General features: G+C 63.3%; 23 protein-coding genes. 8 read left to right on the top strand and 15 right to left on the bottom strand.

Annotation, left to right across the window (positions count from 1 at the left end; translation table 11 throughout):
- Positions 1–29 precede the first annotated feature (29 nt).
- Positions 30–1,172 (bottom strand): serine hydrolase domain-containing protein, encoded by a 1,143-nt coding sequence (locus tag AADZ90_RS09755; protein ID WP_367309800.1) that lies wholly within the window; start codon positions 1,170–1,172, stop codon positions 30–32.
- A gap of 112 nt (positions 1,173–1,284) precedes the next feature.
- Between AADZ90_RS09755 and AADZ90_RS09750 the strand changes: the two genes are divergently transcribed.
- Positions 1,285–1,911 (top strand): helix-turn-helix domain-containing protein, encoded by a 627-nt coding sequence (locus AADZ90_RS09750; RefSeq protein ID WP_367309799.1) that lies wholly within the window; start codon positions 1,285–1,287, stop codon positions 1,909–1,911.
- 15 nt (positions 1,912–1,926) lie between these two features.
- Here AADZ90_RS09750 and AADZ90_RS09745 read toward each other — a convergent pair whose 3' ends face one another.
- The 5 genes from AADZ90_RS09745 to AADZ90_RS09725 all read right to left on the bottom strand — a co-directional run bounded on the left by AADZ90_RS09745 (position 1,927) and on the right by AADZ90_RS09725 (position 4,505).
- A complete protein-coding gene (locus tag AADZ90_RS09745) occupies positions 1,927–2,154 on the bottom strand; it encodes a hypothetical protein (protein WP_367309798.1) in 228 nt (75 codons plus the stop codon).
- A 24-nt stretch (positions 2,155–2,178) separates the two neighbouring features.
- On the bottom strand, positions 2,179–2,529 hold the full coding sequence (locus tag AADZ90_RS09740; protein ID WP_367309797.1) for a hypothetical protein: 351 nt from the start codon (positions 2,527–2,529) through the stop codon (positions 2,179–2,181).
- Positions 2,530–2,584: 55 nt separating this feature from the next.
- Positions 2,585–3,232 carry an aquaporin gene (locus tag AADZ90_RS09735; RefSeq protein WP_367309796.1) on the bottom strand — a complete coding sequence of 216 codons (648 nt, stop codon included), beginning with the start codon at positions 3,230–3,232 and terminating at the stop codon, positions 2,585–2,587.
- Between the two features lies 1 nt (position 3,233).
- Positions 3,234–3,710, bottom strand: coding sequence for an arsenate reductase ArsC (locus AADZ90_RS09730; RefSeq protein ID WP_367309795.1), 477 nt, complete (start codon positions 3,708–3,710; stop codon positions 3,234–3,236).
- 78 nt (positions 3,711–3,788) lie between these two features.
- On the bottom strand, positions 3,789–4,505 hold the full coding sequence (locus tag AADZ90_RS09725) for an endonuclease/exonuclease/phosphatase family protein (protein ID WP_367309794.1): 717 nt from the start codon (positions 4,503–4,505) through the stop codon (positions 3,789–3,791).
- 46 nt (positions 4,506–4,551) lie between these two features.
- Between AADZ90_RS09725 and AADZ90_RS09720 the strand changes: the two genes are divergently transcribed.
- Both AADZ90_RS09720 and AADZ90_RS09715 read left to right on the top strand, forming a co-directional pair.
- Positions 4,552–5,190 (top strand): DUF2238 domain-containing protein, encoded by a 639-nt coding sequence (locus AADZ90_RS09720; RefSeq protein ID WP_367309793.1) that lies wholly within the window; start codon positions 4,552–4,554, stop codon positions 5,188–5,190.
- A gap of 139 nt (positions 5,191–5,329) precedes the next feature.
- On the top strand, positions 5,330–6,223 hold the full coding sequence (locus AADZ90_RS09715; RefSeq protein ID WP_367309792.1) for a DUF805 domain-containing protein: 894 nt from the start codon (positions 5,330–5,332) through the stop codon (positions 6,221–6,223).
- A 2-nt stretch (positions 6,224–6,225) separates the two neighbouring features.
- On the opposite strand, the gene AADZ90_RS09710 is transcribed toward AADZ90_RS09715, so the two are convergent.
- From AADZ90_RS09710 to AADZ90_RS09700, 3 genes are all read right to left on the bottom strand, one after another.
- Positions 6,226–6,375: a hypothetical protein gene (locus tag AADZ90_RS09710; protein WP_367309791.1), complete on the bottom strand. Its 150-nt coding sequence runs from the start codon at positions 6,373–6,375 to the stop codon at positions 6,226–6,228.
- Positions 6,362–8,179 (bottom strand): extracellular solute-binding protein, encoded by a 1,818-nt coding sequence (locus AADZ90_RS09705; protein ID WP_367309790.1) that lies wholly within the window; start codon positions 8,177–8,179, stop codon positions 6,362–6,364. Before AADZ90_RS09705 ends, AADZ90_RS09710 begins: the two co-directional genes overlap by 14 nt.
- 253 nt (positions 8,180–8,432) lie before the next feature.
- Entirely contained in the window at positions 8,433–9,719 is a 1,287-nt protein-coding gene (locus AADZ90_RS09700; protein ID WP_367309789.1) for a calcium-binding protein, read from the bottom strand.
- Positions 9,720–9,894: 175 nt separating this feature from the next.
- On the opposite strand from AADZ90_RS09700, the gene AADZ90_RS09695 reads away from it, so the two are divergent.
- From AADZ90_RS09695 to AADZ90_RS09685, 3 genes are all read left to right on the top strand, one after another.
- A complete protein-coding gene (locus tag AADZ90_RS09695; RefSeq protein WP_367309788.1) occupies positions 9,895–10,668 on the top strand; it encodes a 3-hydroxybutyrate dehydrogenase in 774 nt (257 codons plus the stop codon).
- A 9-nt stretch (positions 10,669–10,677) separates the two neighbouring features.
- Positions 10,678–11,718: a patatin-like phospholipase family protein gene (locus AADZ90_RS09690; protein WP_367309787.1), complete on the top strand. Its 1,041-nt coding sequence runs from the start codon at positions 10,678–10,680 to the stop codon at positions 11,716–11,718.
- A gap of 71 nt (positions 11,719–11,789) precedes the next feature.
- Positions 11,790–11,909, top strand: coding sequence for an entericidin A/B family lipoprotein (locus AADZ90_RS09685; protein ID WP_367309786.1), 120 nt, complete (start codon positions 11,790–11,792; stop codon positions 11,907–11,909).
- 13 nt (positions 11,910–11,922) lie between these two features.
- On the opposite strand, the gene AADZ90_RS09680 is transcribed toward AADZ90_RS09685, so the two are convergent.
- The 5 genes from AADZ90_RS09680 to AADZ90_RS09660 form a co-directional block, all read right to left on the bottom strand.
- On the bottom strand, positions 11,923–12,534 hold the full coding sequence (locus tag AADZ90_RS09680; RefSeq protein ID WP_367309785.1) for a LysE/ArgO family amino acid transporter: 612 nt from the start codon (positions 12,532–12,534) through the stop codon (positions 11,923–11,925).
- The gene (locus tag AADZ90_RS09675) at positions 12,531–13,247 is read right to left on the bottom strand and encodes a DUF502 domain-containing protein (protein ID WP_367309784.1); all 717 of its coding nucleotides are present in this window, start codon (positions 13,245–13,247) and stop codon (positions 12,531–12,533) included. The genes AADZ90_RS09680 and AADZ90_RS09675 overlap by 4 nt, the downstream gene beginning before the upstream one ends.
- Positions 13,248–13,325: 78 nt before the next feature.
- Positions 13,326–14,225: a pseudouridine-5'-phosphate glycosidase gene (locus AADZ90_RS09670; protein ID WP_367309783.1), complete on the bottom strand. Its 900-nt coding sequence runs from the start codon at positions 14,223–14,225 to the stop codon at positions 13,326–13,328.
- Positions 14,225–15,100, bottom strand: a complete 876-nt coding sequence (locus AADZ90_RS09665) for a PfkB family carbohydrate kinase (protein WP_367309782.1) — start codon at positions 15,098–15,100, stop codon at positions 14,225–14,227. Before AADZ90_RS09665 ends, AADZ90_RS09670 begins: the two co-directional genes overlap by 1 nt.
- A 40-nt stretch (positions 15,101–15,140) precedes the next feature.
- A complete protein-coding gene (locus tag AADZ90_RS09660; protein ID WP_367309781.1) occupies positions 15,141–16,007 on the bottom strand; it encodes a DUF4198 domain-containing protein in 867 nt (288 codons plus the stop codon).
- Between the two features lie 4 nt (positions 16,008–16,011).
- On the opposite strand from AADZ90_RS09660, the gene AADZ90_RS09655 reads away from it, so the two are divergent.
- Positions 16,012–17,307 (top strand): HupE/UreJ family protein, encoded by a 1,296-nt coding sequence (locus AADZ90_RS09655; protein ID WP_367309780.1) that lies wholly within the window; start codon positions 16,012–16,014, stop codon positions 17,305–17,307.
- Positions 17,308–17,317: 10 nt separating this feature from the next.
- Here the strand turns inward: AADZ90_RS09655 and AADZ90_RS09650 are convergent, their stop codons facing one another.
- Complete coding sequence (locus AADZ90_RS09650; protein ID WP_367309779.1) at positions 17,318–17,938, bottom strand: TetR/AcrR family transcriptional regulator; 621 nt, start codon at positions 17,936–17,938, stop codon at positions 17,318–17,320.
- Positions 17,939–18,137: 199 nt separating this feature from the next.
- Between AADZ90_RS09650 and AADZ90_RS09645 the strand changes: the two genes are divergently transcribed.
- Positions 18,138–19,094: a homocysteine S-methyltransferase family protein gene (locus tag AADZ90_RS09645; protein WP_411996990.1), complete on the top strand. Its 957-nt coding sequence runs from the start codon at positions 18,138–18,140 to the stop codon at positions 19,092–19,094.
- Positions 19,095–19,107 lie beyond the last annotated feature (13 nt).

Raw genomic sequence — 19,107 nt, 5'->3', positions numbered from 1 at the left:
TGCCCCCCGTGGTTCAAGGGCGGTGAGGTCTAAGAAGCGTAGACCGCCCTCTCGAACGCCTCGTAGGTCTTCATGAACCGCGGCTCCACGAAGGGCAGGGACTGGGTCATGATGACGCCCGCCCGGTCCGAAGCCGGGTCGATCCAGTAATGGGTGTTACAGACGCCTGCCCAGCTTTGCGATCCGGCGCGGCGGCGGTCCTCGATATCCTCCTCGTTCCGCATGAAGGCAAAGCTGTGGGTCAATCGCGTGCCGGGAAAGGGATCGACATCGGCAGAGACGGGCGGGGCGACGGTCTGCATCGGCTGGACGGTCTGGCCCTGCATCTGATCGGCGAGCATCCGGTCCACCGCGCCCTCAGACAGGATGCGCGCCCCGTCCAACGCACCGCGGTTCAGCACCACGCGGAGAAAGCGCATGTAGTCGGCGGGCGTGGAGTAGAGGGCGTGGCCCATCCCGTAAACCTCCGGCTTGGGCGGCGGGGCGAGGTCGAAGGGGCCGAAGCCGCCATCCTCGCCACGCATGACCACATCGCACAGGCGGTCGGTCATGCCGTCCGGCTCGAACGCCGTCGAGGTCATCTTGAGCGGCTCGAAGATCTCTTCCCGGCAGAAGGCGTCCACCTTGCGGCCGTCGACAGCCTCGATCACCAGCCCAAGCCAGTCGATCCCGATCCCGTAACCCCAGCCGGTCCCGGGATCCTTCGTCAGGGGATAGTTCAGCGATTGGCGGGTCCCCGCGAGGATGCTGGGATGGCCCGTCACCTCGAGATACTTCGCGACATCGGCATTCCAGAACTCGTATTCCAGCCCACTCGTATGGGTCGCCAGATGGCGGACAGTAGCGGCGCGGGCCGGTTCCCGCAGCCGCGGCGTGTCGCCGTCCCACCCGTCGAGAACCTTGAGGGCGGACCAGTCCGGCAGGATCTCGGCCACCTCCGTCTCCATGGTCAGCTTGCCCCGGTCGATCAGGATCATTGCGGCCACCGAACCGACCGCCTTCGTCATCGAGAAGATGCGAAAGACGGTGTTCTCGTCGGCCGCGTGCCCCGGACGCGCCTCGCCCGCCGCTGCGGTTTCCAGGACGCCGCCGCTATCGGCCAGCATGCCGACGGCAAACGGCACATCCCCCTCTGTCACGGCGCTGGCCACCACTTCCTGCAAGCTGGACATCGCATCCTCCCCTTGGCTCTGTCGATTGCCGGGCAGCGTAGCGGCAAGACATCCGGCATAGCAAATCGGCGCTTCGGTTGCCCCCTCCCCGGTGCAGCGGCTATAGCGAGGCATGGCCGAAAGCGATCCGAAATCCATCATCCGCATTGCCCGCGCCTCGGGCGAGGAGGAGGTGCAGACCGCACCCCTTGATCTCGGCGCCCGGGTGCGGGAGCTGCGGCAGGCCCGCGGCTGGACGCTGGAGCAGGCGGCCAGGCAGGCGGGCCTCGCCCGCTCGACGCTGTCGAAGGTTGAGAATGGGCAGATGTCGCCGACCTACGATGCACTGAAGAAGCTGGCCGTGGGGCTGGAGATCTCCGTGCCGCAGCTGTTCACGCCGCCGCGGGACGCGCGGGTGAACGGGCGGATGGCGGTCACCAAGTCGGGCGCGGGTGCGGCGCATGCGACGACGACCTATGAACATGACCTGCTGGCCGAGACGCTGAGCCAGAAGAAGATGCTGCCCTATCGGGCCCGCATTCGGGCGCGGTCAATCGATGAATTCGACGGCTGGGTGCGTCACGATGGCGAGGAATTTCTCTACGTCCTAACGGGAGAAATTCGTTTATACACGGAGTTTTACGAGCCGGTCCTCATGAAGCGCGGGGACAGCGCCTATTACGACGCGACGATGGGGCATAATGTCGTCTCGGTCAGTGCCGACGACGCCACAATCTTGTGGGTAACGTCGCTGATCTAAGGGCCCAGGCGGCGACTATTCCGCGGCGTGGAGCAGCGCGGCTGGCCTGACCATGCCAAGACGGTCTTCAAGCGCCTCCGCGGCTTCGGTTTCCGTCAGATCGTGCAGGCCCGCCATACGGGTGACGAAACGGATGCGGTCGCCGGCCGCGGCCTTGAGATGACTCTCGCGCATCTCGGGGAAAGCCGGCATCAGCGTGAGGCGGGCGAGGTCGGGGTTCCGGGCGATGTCGGTCCAGGTCATCGGCGGGCTCCTTTGGGTTTCAGGTTATGAGGCGGCGCGACCAACGGGGGGTTCGGCGGTGGCATCATCGCCGAAATCCTTGTCGTCGCTATAGACGTCTTCGCCGACATGGATGTTCCTGGCGCTGTCGCTGATCCGTTCGTTATCGCGCCATGGGTCCATCTTTACATCCGACGGCTCTTCCCCGGTGGCCCAGGCACGGGTTTCGTCACGGGCCTCTTCGACACTTTGAGAGGTCGCGACGGAGAGGTAGGTGACAAACCGGTCGAGGTCGCCATCGGTGGCCAGCACCTCGTCTTCCTCCAGATCGGGCCAACGCGTCAGAATACGGGGTATGTAGGCGACCCAGTTCTGCTGCACATGCGTCCAATCCATGATGTCCTCCGCCTTGGTCTTGGCAGGGAACGCGGATGAGCTTGGGCGGGTTCCCCTATTTGCGGAAAAGACGAGGGAGGGTCAGGGCCCCGACAATCGCGGCGATGATCTGGACACCGATATAGGCGGGCACGTGAGACGGGTTGATACCGGCAAAGGTGTCAGAAAAGCCGCGGGCGATGGTGACGGCCGGGTTGGCGAAACTGGTCGACGCGGTGAACCAGTAGGCGCCAGTGATGTAGAGCGCGACGAGAACCGGGATCGCCTCGCGCCGCGCCGCAAGGCCGCCGACGATCACGAAGAGCAATCCGAAGGTCGCAATCATCTCCGACGCCCAAAGGGCCGGGCCGGTCCGGTCGGTCGTGGAGAACTGCCAGATGGGGAGGTCGAACATGAGATGCGCCGCGAAGACGCCGAGGATGCCGGCCAAGATCTGGGTCGCCATGTAGGCGGCAGCGGGGCCGGGCGTCATCTCGCCACGCAAGGTGAAATAGAGCGTGACGGCCGGGTTGAAATGCGCGCCCGAGATCGGCCCGAGGGTTTCGATGATGACGTAGAGGATGCAGCCGGTCGCGATTGCATTCGCCAGAAGCGCCAGCGCAATGTTCCCGTCCGACAGCGTCTGGGCCATGATGCCGGAGCCCACGACGCCGATCAGCAGGAAAGCGGTGCCGAGCGCCTCGGCAGACAATTGTCGCAGCATGTCAGACCTGCCGCCCGATGCGGGAGAGAAGCGCCTTGATCTCGCCTTCGTCCAAGGTCTCGATCGGTTGGGCGAGAAAGGATTCTGTACGTTTTTTCAGGATTCTATAGGCTGTTCCGAAAGCGCCCGGCCAGTCATCCTCCGGCGCGGCGGCAGGATCTTCGACACCCCAGTGGGCGCGGATCGGCGTGCCGGGCCAGATCGGGCACGCCTCCTCTGCGGCAGACCCGCAGACGGTGATGACGATGTCCATCTCTGGCGCGTCAGACCCCGCGAATTCGTCCCAGCTTTTTGACCGCAGGCGGGAGGTGTCGTAGTCGTTCTCCTCGAGGAGCTTCAGCGCATAGGGGTGCACCTTGCCGGCCGGTTTGGAGCCAGCTGAGTAAGCGGTGACCCGGCCTTGGCCAAGGTCGTCGAGCAGCATTTCTAGGAGGATGGATCGGGCCGAGTTACCGGTACAGAGAACAAGAATATTCATGGGGCGGAGGGCTAGGCCCGGAATGTAACCGTTTTGTGTCGGCGCCGCTGAAGCGCGACACTCTGTGGCCGGGAAGTGTCAGGCGGCGGGCTGCAGGGTCACGTCGGCGAGGATCGGGCGGTGATCCGACGGATGCGGGTGACGCGCCTCGGGCGGGGGCCGCAGCTTGACGTTGAGCCGGTCGCAATGGGCGATCCGGTCAAGCGGTGCCAGAGGCAGGCGGGCGGGAAAGGTGCCGCCGGGGGTCAGCAGCGTGTAATGGCGCGCAAGGCGGCCAAGCCCCTTGCGTGTCGACCATTCGTTGAAGTCCCCAAGGATCACGGTGGGCCGCGGGTCGAGCGCATCGAGCTCCTCACGAATCCTGTCGAGCTGTGCGCGGCGCGAACTGCGCAGAAGGCCGAGATGCACGCCGACGACGCGCAGCGGCCCCGGCTCGGCCTCGATATCGGCCGCCACGGCGCCACGGGGTTCGAGGCCGGGAAGCGGAATACGATGAATGTCGGAGACCACAAGGGTGGGCTGCGCGAGCAACGCGATGCCATGCCAGCCGAGACCGCCGGGCCGTTCGGAGATGGGAAGCGGGGCGAGGCCCGTCAGCTGCGAGATCTGGCCGTAGGGGAGGGCAGAGGGGCGGGTGCCAAGGCGATGGTCGGCTTCCTGCAGCACCACGAGATCGGCAGAGAGCCCGGCAATGGCGTGCAGCACGCGGGCCGGATCACGGCGAAGGTCGGTGCCGAGACCGGCGCGGATGTTATAGCTCGCAAGCCGCAGGGGTTTCGGAGCATCAATAGACATGACACCAATATAGGGGCTTTCGGAATGAAGGGAGAGGGGGCTTTCGGTGACTGAGCGTCCGGCGATCCTCGCAGGGCTTATTCGGGTCGCGTTGCTGGCCGCGGTGGTGACCGGCGTGCTTTTCGGACGGTGGTCGCTGGTCTTCGTCGGCCTCGCCGCGTTCACGCTGACCCTTCTGCCGCAATACTTCGCCTATTGGATGGGGGTGCGGCTGCCACGGAGCTTTCTTTCGGGCATCGTTTTCTTCATCTTCGCGACGATCTTTCTGGGAGAGGCCTTCGACTTCTACGAGCGCTACTGGTGGTGGGACATCGCGCTTCATTTCGGGTCGGCTGTGTCGTTCGGGCTGTTCGGATTTCTGTTCATCTTCATGCTGTTCGAGGGCGACCGCTATGCTGCGCCCCCCTGGGCGGTGGCATTCCTGTCGTTCTGCGTGGCGATCACGGTCGGGGCGCTCTGGGAAATCTTCGAGTTCGGGATGGACCAGATCTTTGGCCTCAACATGCAGAAATCCGGCCTGATCGACACAATGTACGATCTGATTATGGATACCGTCGGCGGCGCGCTCGGGGCCTGCGCGGGATACCTCTATCTCAAAGGCAAGCAGATGGGTGGGCTTGGCGGCGCAATCGAGGAATTCATACGGTTGAACAGAAAATTCTTTGGGAAGATCCGGGACCGGTAGGTGCGAGCGTGGCGGCATGGCCGCACCTGTACAAAAGCAGTGAGCAATCTGCGGCGCGGACCAAAAACACTCTGGTCTCGACCGGCCTACCGGGACATCTGATGTCGGTTGGGGCATTCCTTGAAACCGGGCAGCCGCTTTGTTTGAAAACCTTGCCTATTCTCTACTTGGGCTCGGCGAAGCCGGACTCAGCGCCGTAGCCTTTTCTGTCCTGCTCGTTGGCAGCATTTTCGGTGTCTCAGCCGGAAGCGAAGAAAACCGGCTACGGCGGGCACCCTATTTTGCCTGGTACGGCTTTCTGAGCCTATTCATCAGCATCGCTTTTCTTCCATTCGTCTTTATGATCGACGCGGTTGTGGGACGGTTTGTCTGGTTTCTTCTAATCTTAACTGGAGCTTGGCTGGTCGTGGCCGGGATTCTACTGGGCCATACCGGTGCGGCCCGTGCTAGGGACATCGGATGGAACCGGTGGACAGCGCTCTTTGCGCTCGTGCCGTTCCTGTGCCTAGTCCTGCTTATGAAGGGGTCCTCTGATCGGGATCGTCCGGACCCCCATATGCTGGCAGGGATACCTGGCGCGCTTATCGGCTTCGTCCTCTTCATGATGTCGTTTTCCGCCGTACCTTACCTCGAAGAATTGGCCATTCAGCGCGAAGCGCAAAGACCGCTCACCCCAGATCAGGAGGCGACATATGTCAATTTCCAAGTCGGCTTAGTCGGGATCGACGATGTCTTACGGACGATGGCGGACGAGGCCGTCCTACCCATCCACGTCGATGAAACCACGATCCTTGCTCAGATCGGCGCCTCAGGAAATATGCTGACGCGGGTTTACCTCGTGCGGGAGCACGAGAGCGGCCTCGAGATGAACGACTTCTGGGCATACGACATCACAGCGTTTCTCTGCGACGACACCTTCTTTGCAGCCTTGCTGAGCGCCGGGGCCGTGATCCGTGAAAGCTACGTATATGAGAGTGGTGCACCGATCGGTTCCGTCGAGGTGTCAGCACTCAGCTGCGCCAATTATACCTGATCTCAGAACACCGCCTTTGCCGTTCCACCCACGACCGCGCCGGTCGCCTTGACCGCCGTTGTTCCGGTCTTGGTGACGACGCGGGCGGGGGTGCAGGCGGTCAGGAGCGCGAGGGCGAGGGCGAGGGCGAGGAGGAGGCTAGTCTTCCTCATACCACCAGACATCCGGCTGCCAGGTGAACCAGTCGCCGTAGATCGGCAGCGTCTCGGGGTATTTCAGCTCCTTGGCATGGGCGATGAAGCTGACGTTGTACTGGTAGATCGGGATCACGTAGCGGCCCGCCATGAGCGTCCGATCCAGTGCGCGGGTCGCCGCAAGGAAGTCTTCGTTGCTTTCCGAAGCGAGGATGCTGTTGATCATCGCGTCGATGGCAGGAGACTTCGCCCCCATCAGATTGCGTCTGCCGGGCGTATCGGCGCCTTCGCTGCCGAAATAGAGCCGCTGTTCGTTGCCGGGCGAAAGCGATAGACCGCGCCGATAGAACGTCATGTCGAAATCGTAGCCGTCGGTGCGTTCGTTGTATTGCGCCGGATCGACCGTTGCGATGTCGACATCCATGCCGAGCCGTTCGAGGCTCTGGACGTAGATGTCGAGGACCGCCCGGTTCTCCATCTCGCCTTGCTTGAACAGGATCTCGATGGCGAAGGGCTCTCCGGATTCGTTCTTGAGAGCGCCGTCCTGAACGGTCCAGCCGGCCTCTTCCAGCCGGTCGATCGCGGCGCGCATCCCGGCGCGATTACGTTCGCTGCCATCGGCGACGGGCAAGGCGTAACCGTCAAGCGCGCCGGGGTAGAGGTCGCCCGCGAACGGCTCGAGAAGCGCGCGCACACGGCCTTCGGCGGGACCGTCCTGCATCGCAAGCGGAGAGTTCGAAAAGTACGAGGTGATGCGGGGTTGTTCGCCGCCGGTGACGGCTTCGTTGATGAATTCGAAGTTGAAAGCGGTGATCATCGCATCCCGCACGCGCCAATCGTCGAAGGGCGCCCGGCGTGTGTTCATAACGAACCCGGTCATGCCTGATGGGCGCTGGTGCGGGATCACCGACTTGATCACGTCGCCCGAGCGGGTTGCCGGAAACTCGTACTGGCTGTTCCACTTGGCGACGTTGAATTCGCGGTTGGAGTTCAGGATGCCCGCCTTGAACGCCTCGAACTGGGCGGTGCCGTCGCCAAAGAACTCCATCACGATCTCTTCGATGTTCTGCTGGCCGTTGCGGAACGGCAGGTCCCAGCCCCAGTAATCCGGGTTCCGGCGAAGCGTGACGGAGCGCCCCGGATCAACCTCGTCAACCACATAGGGCGCCGAGGTGATGGGGATGACGTCAAGGCCGCTGTCAGTGAACTCGATCCCGTCCCACTGGGCCTTCTTGAGGATCGGGCGCAGGCCAATGATGAGGGCAAGCTCGCGATTCTCTTCGCTGAAGGTGAACCGGACGGAACGGGGGCCGGTCTGTTCCATGCTGGCCACGTTCTGCCAGAAGCCGAGGTATCTTGGGTGGCCTTCGGTGCCGAGCGTCTCGTAGGACCACATGACGTCTTCGATGGTCACGGGCGAACCGTCGGAGAAGCGCGCCTCCTCCCGAAGGGTGAACTCAACCCAGCTGCGATTCGGGTCAGTTTCGATGGTTTCAGCGAGCAATCCGTAAAGCGTGAACGGCTCGTCCCAGGACCGGCCCATCAGGCTTTCCGAAGTGAGGAACCGAAGCTGCCAGGGAACGCTGCCTTTCAAGATGTAGGGATTGAGGCTGTCGAAGCTGCCAACCTCGCCCGTCACGATCCGCCCGCCGATCGGCGCGTCGGGGTTGACATAAGGCAGCGCCACATAATCTGGGGGCAGCGCGGGCTCCCCATACATAGCGATAGCGTGCTGCGGTTCTGCCACGCTGTGGCCCGGAAGTGACGCGACGACAATCGCGATCAGCACCGCTTTTGGTGAAGGAATACGCTGCCTTCCCATGTTTCCAGATGCCCCCTGCCTCTTCTTGATCTTTGTCGTCAGGGTAAACGTCGCCCTTAGTCTTTTCAAACTTTTAGCTTGGATAAGGGCGGGCGATTGCTTATAAGAGTGTTACTGCTCGATAGGTTTCTTGCCTGTATGAAACCTGCCTCAATAACTTAGCGCCCGCCTTGTGCGGGCGTTTTTTTATGGGTGGTCCGAAGCATCTGAGAAAGACCGCCGCCCCCGGTAAACGGGAGCGGTAGCGAGAGAATCAGGAGCCGGAGAAGTCGTTGCCACCGACGAAGATGAAGTTGTCGATCGTCAACTCATCCAGATCGGTATTGCGAAGCAGCGCGGTGTAGTCACCGCTCGTATCTGTCCAGACCACATCGCGCCCCACCTGGTTCGCCCCCGCCAAGAACAGATCGAACTGTTCCTCTGCGGTGCTGTCATCGCGTAGTTGAAGTGCGATCAAGTCCTCTGCGGCATCGAAGTCTGACACAACCACATCGCCAACAACCATATCCTCGAAGAAAAAGAAGGTGTCGCTGCCGCTTCCACCATGAAGCATATCACGGAGGGCAACACCTCCTTGGTCGAACGCTCCCAGAATGTCATCTCCGGCACCACCGGACAGGCGGTCCGCGCCACTTGCCGTAGTCAGGTTATCATTTCCTTGGCCTCCGCGAAGAACGTCATCATCCTGACCCAACGCTGTGACCGGCTCGAGCGTAAAGCTGGATAGAGCATCGTCACCTTTCCCACCAAAGACCCTGTCATTTCCGTTCTGGTCAAACAGACGATCCGCTCCATCACCACCTCTTAGAACGTCATCCCCGTCACGAGCAAAGATCCGGTCATCATCTTGACCGCCCACAATGAAATCGTTGCCATCTCCTCCGCCGAGAAAGTCGTTACCAGCACCGCCACGTATGATGTTGTTTCCACCCGTGACCTCGATCCGATCGGAACCGTTCCCGCCTACAAGGATATCATCCCCGTCGAATGCGCTCAGGAAGTCATCTCCCTCGCCACCAAAGAGTTTGTTATCTCCGTCTCTGCCGAGTACCTCATCATCGCCATCACCCGCAAAAACCCTGTCATTCCCGGCTCCGGCATCGATGAATTCACTTGATGAGGCTCCGACTATGATGTCATCGCGGTCGCTGCCACGGATCTCTTCGCTCAAGAAAGGATCGAAGGCTCGATAGATCATACCATCCTTGACGCCCAGAAGTTGCTGGAGATCCTCGTCAAACTCAACAAAGAACCATGTGGGTGAAAATGCATTCAGTTCTTCCACTGTCAGATCTGGATGGCTGATGCTGAAGAGTGGACGGTCGCCCTCGATCGGAACTGGCGTGTTGCCTGACACGTCCCAACTTGCGACCTCGATAGAACTTACCATGCCTGAGAGCGGAAAACCTTCTTCATCGTAGACGATATCGCTTCCGCTGACATAGGTTCCGTAAAAGTTTCCGAACTCATCAAAAAAGCCAAACAAGAAGCTATCACTCGTAGGATTTAGGAACATCGGTTCTGGAAAGAACGGTATCATATCCGTTTCCTGCTTTGGTTGAATTCGTGATGAGATCTTAACCCCTTCGATTGATAGTTACATGTCATGAGATCAGTGAACGCCATATGCCCAAAAATGTTGCTCATTTGCCAGTGGTATTTGCAGCTGCAGCATTATGTTGCAGTTGCAATGACCTTTGCCATCAGGAGGTGCCATGCAACTCAAAGGAAAAACCGCCATCGTCACCGGATCGAATTCAGGGATCGGGCTTGGCATGGCGAAGGAGCTTGCGAAAGCGGGGGCGGACGTCGTGCTGAACTCCTATACCGACAACGAGGAGGACCATCAGCTCGCCAAGGAGATCTCGGAAGAGACAGGGACGAGCGCGCGCTACATCCAGGGGGACCTCTCCAAGGGCGATCAGGCGCGCCGGCTGGTGGAGCAAGCGGGGCGCTGCGATATCCTGATCAACAATGCGGGTATCCAGCATGTTGCGCCGATCGATGAATTCCCGGCCGAGAAATGGGATGCGATCATCGCGATCATGCTCTCGTCGGCCTTTCATACGACCGCTGTCGCGCTGCCGATGATGCGCAAGGCGGGGTGGGGCAGGGTGATTAACCTGGCCTCGGCCCATGGGCTGACCGCCTCGCCCTACAAATCGGCCTATGTCAGCGCCAAGCACGGGGTCGTCGGCATGACCAAGGTCGTCGCGCTTGAGACGGCGGAAGAGCCGATCACGGCGAACGCGATTTGCCCGGGCTACGTGATGACGCCGCTGGTCGAGTCGCAGATCCCCGACACGATGAAGCAATACGACATGGACCGCGAGACGGCGATCCGCGAAGTGCTGCTGAAAAGGCAGCCCTCCAAGGAGTTCGCGACAGTCGAACAGCTGGGCGGTGTCGCAACCTTCCTGTGTTCGGACGCGGCGGCCCAGATTACGGGCACGACGATCAGCGTCGATGGCGGCTGGACGGCCTTATGAGCCGGTCCCATGGCTGAGCCCAAGCGGATCAACCTCGCGCTTCAGGGCGGCGGCGCCCACGGGGCGTTCACCTGGGGCGTGCTCGACCGGTTGCTCGAGGAAGACGGGATCGAGATCGCCGCGATCTCGGGCACATCGGCGGGCGCCCTGAACGGGGCGGCGGTCAAATCCGGCATGATCACAGGCGGGCGGCAGGGCGCGCGGGACAACCTGGATCACCTCTGGTCCAAGGTAGGGGCGGTGACGAACGATGCGATGGCCGCCTGGATTTCGGCCCTGTCGCCCCCCTCCGCGGTTCTGGCGAACACGATCCAGAGCTCGCCCGCCTATCAGGCGATGGATATCGCGATGCGGTTCCTGACGCCCTATACCTCTCCCTTCCCGATGGAAAACCCGCTGCGCCGCATCGTCGAGCGGTTCAACTACGACACGGTCTGCGCCGTAAGCGGGCCGGATCTCTACATCTGCGCGACCAATGTGCGGACGGGAAAGATCCGCGTCTTTCACGGCGAGGAGATCTCGCCCGATGTCATCCTCGCTTCCGCCTGCCTGCCGACGCTGTTCCGTGCGGTCGAGATCGACGACCAGCGCACGGGGGAACGGGAGGCCTATTGGGACGGCGGCTATACCGGCAATCCGGCCCTGTTCCCGCTTTACCTGCCGCACCTGCCCGACGACCTGATCGTGGTGAATATCAACCCGCTTCATCGTGAAGATGTGCCGCGGGACGCGCAGGCGATCCAGAACCGGATCAACGAGATCTCGTTCAACTCGTCCCTCTTGCGGGAACTCAGGGCGATCAATTTCGTCAAGCGCCTGATCGAAGACGGCAAGATCCAGGAAGGGCAGATGAAGAAAGTGCTTGTCCACATGATCGCCGATGACGGCCTGATGAACGAGTTGAGCGTGGCAACCAAGCTGGTCCCGAACCCCGCGGTACTGGCGCGGCTCAAGACGGCTGGACGGGTTGCGGCCGATGCGTTTCTGAACGCCAGTTTCGACGATATCGGCAAGCGGGATTCCGTCGATCTGCGGGTGATGTTCGATTGACGACCGGGAACCAGTATAGCCCTATGTGGTTCAGCATGAGACAACCGACTGAAAGACAAGAAGGCTTTGCGATGGTCCGGATCATTGTGATGACAGGCGCGCTTCTGGCGCTCGCGGGATGCAACACGGTCGAAGGGATGGGGCAAGACATCCAGCGCGGTGGGCAGGCAATCCAGCGAGCGGCGAACTGAGGGGACAGGGCCGCTAGAAGAGATCCGCCACAAGTCTCGCGGCGAGCGCCCACATAACGACGCCGATCCCGATATCGAGCCATCTCCATGCCCGTTCAGATTTCAGGAACGGGGCGAGAAGCCGCGCGCCGTAGCCAAGGGAGAAAAAGAAGACGAACGACGCGGTGACGGCGCCGGCCCCGTAGGCGGTGCGCAAAGCTGCCTCTTCGTATTGCAGCGATACCGCACCGATCAGGGCCAACGTATCGAGGTAGACATGCGGGTTCAGCCACGTGAAGGCGGCCCCGGTCGCGAGCGTTGCGGCAAGCGAAGGGGAGCGGCCTTCAAGTGTCATCGCGTAGTCGCCCCTCCAGGCCGCCCGAAAGCGGAGAAGGCCGTAGGCCAGAAGGAAGGCTGCGCCGCCGCCCGTCATGATAAGAGGCAGGCTTGGGTAATGTTCGGCCACCGCGCCGAAACCTGCGACACCTGCGGTGATCAGGAGCGCATCGGACGTCGCGCAAAGGAGGCATAGAGAGAAGACATGCGTCCGAAGCAGCCCTTGGCGCAGGACGAAGGCGTTCTGGGCGCCTATGGCGAGGATCAGGGCAAACCCGGTGACGAAACCCGTCGCTGTTGCGCCGATCATTGCGTGTCGGGTACCGGCTTGGGCTCGTCTCCGTCGCCGTTGGGATAGACCAGCCCGGCAGAGATCACGAGCTTGGCAGCGTCTTCGACGGTCATGTCCAGTTCGATCACGTCTTCCGTCGGAAAGAACAGCAGGAAGCCCGAGGTCGGGTTCGGCGTGGTCGGCACAAAGACGGAGGTCATCTCCTGCCCGCCCGCCCGCGCGCGGACCTCGCCCCTGGTCGTCGTCGAGATGAAGCCGATCGCCCAGATCCCCCGGCGGGGATATTCGATCAGGCAGGCCTTTTCGAAGCTCGTCTCGCTCTGGGCAAAGATCGTCTCGGCGATCTGCTTGACGCCGTTATAGATCGACCGGACGACGGGCGTCCTCTGAACGATGCTTTCCGCCCAGCGGATGATCGACCGTCCGATCAGGCCCTTGGCGACCCACCCCACCAGCATCGTGAAGACGAGGAACACGATCACGCCGATCCCGCGGATCGAGGCCTGGTCGGTCACGTCGAGGCCCAGCCAGCGGCGGATCAGGATATCGGGCAGGTACTGGTCGGGCACCAGCGGCAGGACGAAGCCGTCGATCCAGCCGATGACCGTCCAGATCAGCCAGATCGTCAGGCCGATCGGCGCAATGACGACAAGCCCCGCCAGGAAGTTCGCGCGCAAACGCGCGAGAAGCGTGGGCCGCCGGGGCGGCTCTGGGGAGAAGGGCTGGGTCATTCTGCGCGCATGGTCCGATGTCCGCGCCCTATCTAGGCAAGGTAGCGACAGGCCACAACTGCGATCCGTGTCAACGGTTTAGCTTGCATGCAGTTCGCGCGCAATTCGCGCCGCCAGACGCGCATTGTTTAGAACGAGCGCGATGTTCGTCTCCAGCGAGCGCCCGCCCGTCAGCTCGAAGATCCGCGCCAGCAGGAACGGCGTGACCGCCTTGCCGCTGATACCTGCCGCATCGGCCTCGTCCTGGGCCTGCGCGATGATCGGCGTGATCTCGTCCGCCGGGATTTCGTCGCCCTCGGGAACAGGATTGGCCACGAGTTGTCCGCCGTCCAGCCCAAGCGACCGACGCATCCGGTGGGCTGCCGCGATTTCGGCGGGGTCATCGCAGCGCAAGGGGGCGGCCAGGCCGGAGCTTCGCGACCAGAAGGCGGGGAAGGCATCTTGCCCGTAGGCGATGACGGGAACGCCCTGCGTTTCCAGCACTTCCAGCGTCTTCGGCAGGTCGAGGATCGCCTTGGCGCCCGCTGCCACGACCGTGACGGGGGTGCGGGCAAGCTCTGTCAGATCGGCGGAGATGTCGAAGCTGTCCTCAGCCCCGCGATGGACACCGCCGATGCCACCGGTCGCGAAAACCTCGATCCCGGCCGCGCGGGCCGCGATCATCGTGGCGGCGACGGTGGTCGCCCCGGTGCCGCCGGTCGCGATGCAATGGGCGATATCGGCGCGGGACAGCTTGGTGACCTTTTCGGTCTTCGCCAGACGGTCGAGCTCGGCGTCGGTCAGGCCGATCTTCAGCCGCCCGTCCATCACCGCCGTCGTCGCAGGAACGGCGCCCTCCTTGCGGATCACCGCCTCGACCGCGCGGGCGGTTTCGACATTCTTAGGATACGGCATCCCGTGGGTGATGATCGTCGATTCAAGCGCGACGAGTGGCCCTGAGGCCTCCGCCACTTTAGGCGAGCGGTCGAGCGGCAGCATCAATCGGTCCCCGATACATAGCGCGCCGCGGTCTCGAGCGCTGCGGGAAGGGCAGCGGCTGGAGCCTTGCCCGCCCGTTCCGCCACGATATGGGCCGCCATGAAGGTGTCTCCCGCACCGGTCACCCGCAAGGCGGTCACGGCAGGTGGGATGGCGGTCAGCACGCCGTCCGGCCCCACCATCGCGGCGGCGCGCGGGCCGTCGGTGACGAGGACGCGCGCCCTGGTGAGGCGCGACAGCGTGACCGCCGCCTCCGGCGCGGTGACGTCTGCGGTTCCGGACAAGGCGTTCGCCTCCTCGAGATTGATGTAGAGCGTTGCGTGATCGCAGTTCAGGAATGGCATCAGCCGGTCGATCTTGCCGGGCGAGGCGGGGGCGACCCGCAGGTCGGCGCTTGCGAAGGCCGGATGGGCCGCGATCTCGGCCAGCAGCGCGTGGGTCAGGTTGCCGTCAAGCGCGATAACCCCGTCAAACGGGGCGTCGGGCCGCCCGAGAGCACCGTCAAGGATCGGCCCGAGGATCGCATCGCCTATCGCCTCAAGCGAGTGCGCATCGGCGATGGCCGCCGTCAGGTCACCGCCGCTTTCGATCGCCATGTAGGTGTCGGTCGGCAGGTCGGAGCGGTGGATATGGTCCGTCACCATGCCAAGCGCGCGGGCCGCCTCGATCAACTCGTCGCCGGGATGGTCCCGGCCGAGCGCGGTCAGCAGAACCGGCGTCACCCCCAGCCGGGCGAGCGTCTGGGCAATGTTCATCGCAACGCCGCCGGGGATGCGGGTAATCCGCCCCGGCCGGTCCGCACCCAGGGACATCGCGTTTTCCGTGCGGCCGATGATGTCCCACAGGACAGAGCCGATGCAGACGATCCGGTTCATGGCCGCCTGATGGCGAGTTGTGGTTCGCAGCGCAAGTCCTTCAGGACGGCGGGGTTTCGGCAGGCACGGCGAAGGTCAGCGAGGCCCAGAGCGTCTCCCAGACCGCGTCCGCCCGGGCGTCCAGCGCCGCCTCGGACGGCTCGCGAAGGACGACCGCATCGGCGAGGTAGCTGTGGCCGGGCCGGACCGGCAGGCGCGCGATCCCTTCGGCGTCCGTGCGGTGCAGCGTGACCGCGACACTGCCGTCGGGCGCCTTTGCGAAAAGCTCTACCTGCACATCCGTGCGCGGCGCGCCCTGATAGAAGACTTGAACCGGCATTTCGGTTAGGGCTTCGACGTAGGGGTTGGCCAGTGCCACGATCTCGGTCTCGATGCCGGATGGTGCGTCGGCCCCGGTCCCGTCGCCCACGGCCACGATGCTGCGGGCAAACCGGGTGTAGCTTTCGGTGAAATCCTCCATCGGCAGCCCGCGATCCCGGTGCCGCGCTTCGATGTTGGCGAAATCCTTATGGTCTGCGAAGGTCTGGAACTTCTCGAACGCCTCGTAGCGCAGGCTGGCCGGCTTCGAGACATAGACAAGCGTCAGCAGCCCGTCCGGCGGATCCTCAAGCTGCAAGGCCGGCGTGTCGCCCGCGCGCCCCTCATAGGGCGCGGCTTCTCCGCCGCTGACGACATCGAACCGGGCGAAGCGCTGCGGGAAATAGGCGAGCTTAACGCCTTCGAATTTCTCGCCATTCACGACTTGCGCGGCCAGCATCCCCCCGGTTTCCACTTGATATTCCTGCGGTTCAAGCCAGAACTCGTGGGCAGCGGCGGGGCCCGCAATCAGCAATGTGAAAAGGACAGTCAGGATGCGCATGAAAACCTCCGGTTCGATGCGAGTGAGCTTGTGCGCAGTTCGGGTCATGTCAATGGCCTTGCTTCTCTGGGTCGCTCTGGTGCGGATGGCCGCAGCCCACGAGGTCTTTCCGAGCATCGCGAATTTCACCGCCGAAGAGGGCACCCTGTCGATCGAGATCGCGACGACGGCCGAAGCGATTCTCGCGGGCATCGACCTTGACGGGCTCGAGGATACCGACGCTGCCGAAAATGCCGCCGATTATGACGCGTTGCGCGCCTTGCCGCCGGAGGAGATCGCAGACCAGGTCGAGGCCAACTGGCCAGAGATTGCCGAAAACATCGTGATCACCGCGGATGGCGACCCGGTCCTCGCCGATCTGGCCGGTGTCGAGGTCGAAGATGTCGAAAACTTCGACCTGCGGCGCACCACAACGCTCGTCCTCACCGCGCCTTTGTCCGTCGACGCGGAAACCGTGCAGATCGGCTGGACGCGCAGCTATGGCGACCTGACCCTGCGCCAGAACGGCGTGCCCGACGACGTGGCTTTCACGCAGACGCTGAGCGGCGGTGAGATCAGCCCCGCCATCGCGATCGCGGGCGGCACGGTGCAATCCGGCTGGGCTGTCTTCGCCGACTATATCGGCGTCGGCTTCGATCACATCATCCCGCTCGGCCTTGACCACATCCTGTTCGTTCTCGGCCTTTTCTTCCTTGCCCAGCGTGTCGGCCCGCTTCTCTGGCAGGTCACGGCCTTCACGCTTGCCCATACGATCACGCTGGCGCTTGCCGCGCTGGGCATCGTCAATGTCCCGCCCGAGATCGTGGAGCCGATCATCGCGGCCTCCATCGTCTATGTCGCGGTCGAGAACATCCTCACACCGGGCCTCAAACCCTGGCGCCCCGCGGTCGTCTTCGCCTTTGGCCTTCTGCATGGGCTGGGATTCGCCAGCGTTCTCGGCGAATTCGGCCTGCCCGAATCGGCGTTCATCCCGGCGCTGATCGGCTTTAACGTGGGCGTCGAGGTCGGCCAGCTCGTCGTCATCGCCGTCGCCTTCGCCGTCTCGGCCGCCGCGCTCCGCGCCAGCCAAATCGCGGGGATGGAGACGGGGGTGGTCGCCGGCTACATCGTCTTCGCCCTTCTCTGCGTCGCAGGGATGGCAGTGGGGGCCGACGCGATGCCCGACTGGGCCGCGACCTATATCGCGCCGTTCCTGCTGCCGCTTTCGGTGCTGGGCTTCCTCTGCGCCGTCTGCGTCGCGGCGTCGTCGGTCGGCACCGTGGCCTACCGGCAGTTCGTCGCCATCCCGGCCTCGGCCGCGATCGCCGTGATCGGCGCCTGGTGGGTGATCGAGCGGACCTTGCTCTAGGTTACGACAGTCACACCATGCGGGGCGGGGTGAAGAGCAGCTTCACCTGGCTCCGCAACAGCATCAGCTGACGGACCAGCAGTTTGGGATCGCGAAGCGCCTTCGACATGACGATCCCGCCTTCCACGACACACAGAACCGCATCTGCCAGATCGGCCAGGGCCACCTCCGCCCGGGGCGGATAGGCGGCTGCAATCCGCTCGAACCGCTCGAGGAACAGCGCCCGCCAGCGCAGCGCGGCCCGCTGGTTCATCTCATGCACCGCCCGGTCGAAGAGCCGCGACTGGTAGACGGCCGTCGCGACCAGGCAGCCGGGATGCCCGCCCGGCAGATCTTCCACGATCTCGGCCAGGAACCTCAATGCGATCAGCATGGCATGCAGCGGATCGTCGTCCAGTTCCTCCGCGCGGCTGAAGATCCCGTCGAATAGCACATCCTCGCTGTCGATATACCGCGCGATCAGCGCGGTCCCGAGCGCGTTCTTGTCCGGGAAATGGTAGAAGAACCCGGATTTCGTGATCTCCACCGCCGCCACGATCTCTTCGATCGACGTCGCCTCGAACCCCTTCTCAAGCACTGCCGCCTCCGCGGTGTCGAGGATCCGTCCGCGGGTGTTTGATTGCCTGGCCATCGTAAAAAGACGCTTTCTGACTGTACCATTGGTCAAGTTGACCGCGGGGCACGGGCCCTCGCCTCGGCAACTTCGCTCCCTAACCCATTGATCTACCGTCATGAAGGTCAGGTTAACCTTACTATACCGCAGCTCGACTAGAGGAACAAAGCCCGCCTGCGGCATTCCGCCATCATCAAATGACCAAACGGAGTTGATGATGGAATTGCAGGAGAAAGGGCCTGTCGCGGCCCTGAAAAACGCGCGACGACCCTGGCTGACCGACGGCGGGCTCGAAACGGCGATGATCTTCGACGAGGGTTTCGTTCTGCCCGCCTTCGCGGCGTTCACGCTGATCGATGACCGGAAGGGGCGCGAGGCGCTGCGGCGCTATTACGCTCGGTTCCTCGATATCGCGCGGCGGGCGGGCACCGGCTTTGTCCTCGACACCCCCACCTGGCGGGCCAGCACGATCTGGGGCGGCGCGCTGGGACTGACCGCGCGGCAGGTCGCGGATGTGAACCGGCGCTGCGCCGCCTTCGTGCGCGAGATCGCCGAAAGCGAAGCGGCGGCAGGTGTGCCGGTCATCGTGAACGGCGTGATCGGACCGCTCGGCGACGGATATGTTGCCGAGCAGACCCGCAGCGCGCGAAAGGCCGAGGCGGTCCACAAGGCGCAGATCTCCGCGCTGGCCGAAGCGGGTGTCGACACGATCTCGGGCGTGACCATGACCCATGTGGAAGAGGCGATCGGCCTCGCGCGCGCGGGGCAGGGGATGCACCTGCCGACGGTGATCTCGTTCACGGTCGAAACCGACGGGCGCCTGCCCTCCGGCCAGTCGCTTGAAGATGCGATCGGCATGACCGAGGCGGCAACGGGCGGATCGGTGCTCCACTACATGATCAACTGCGCCCACCCGGATCACTTCCTGCCCGTCCTGCGGCAGGGCGGCGGCTGGCGCCAGCGGATCGGTGGGCTCAGGGTCAACGCCTCGCGCATGAGCCATGCAGAGCTCGACGCGGCCGACGATCTCGACGCCGGAAACCCGGCTGAACTGGGCGCGGCTCATGCAGAGCTTCTGACGCTCCTCCCCAATGTTCGTGTGATCGGCGGATGCTGCGGCACCGATCACCGGCATGTGGCCTGCATGGCAGAGACCGTCTGCTACGCGGCCTGATTTACTCAATCAA

The organism is Aestuariibius violaceus, assembly GCF_040779325.2.
In the GTDB taxonomy this organism is placed as follows: Bacteria; Pseudomonadota; Alphaproteobacteria; order Rhodobacterales; family Rhodobacteraceae; genus Aestuariibius; species Aestuariibius violaceus.
This window is presented reverse-complemented; position numbering and strand designations above follow the sequence as displayed.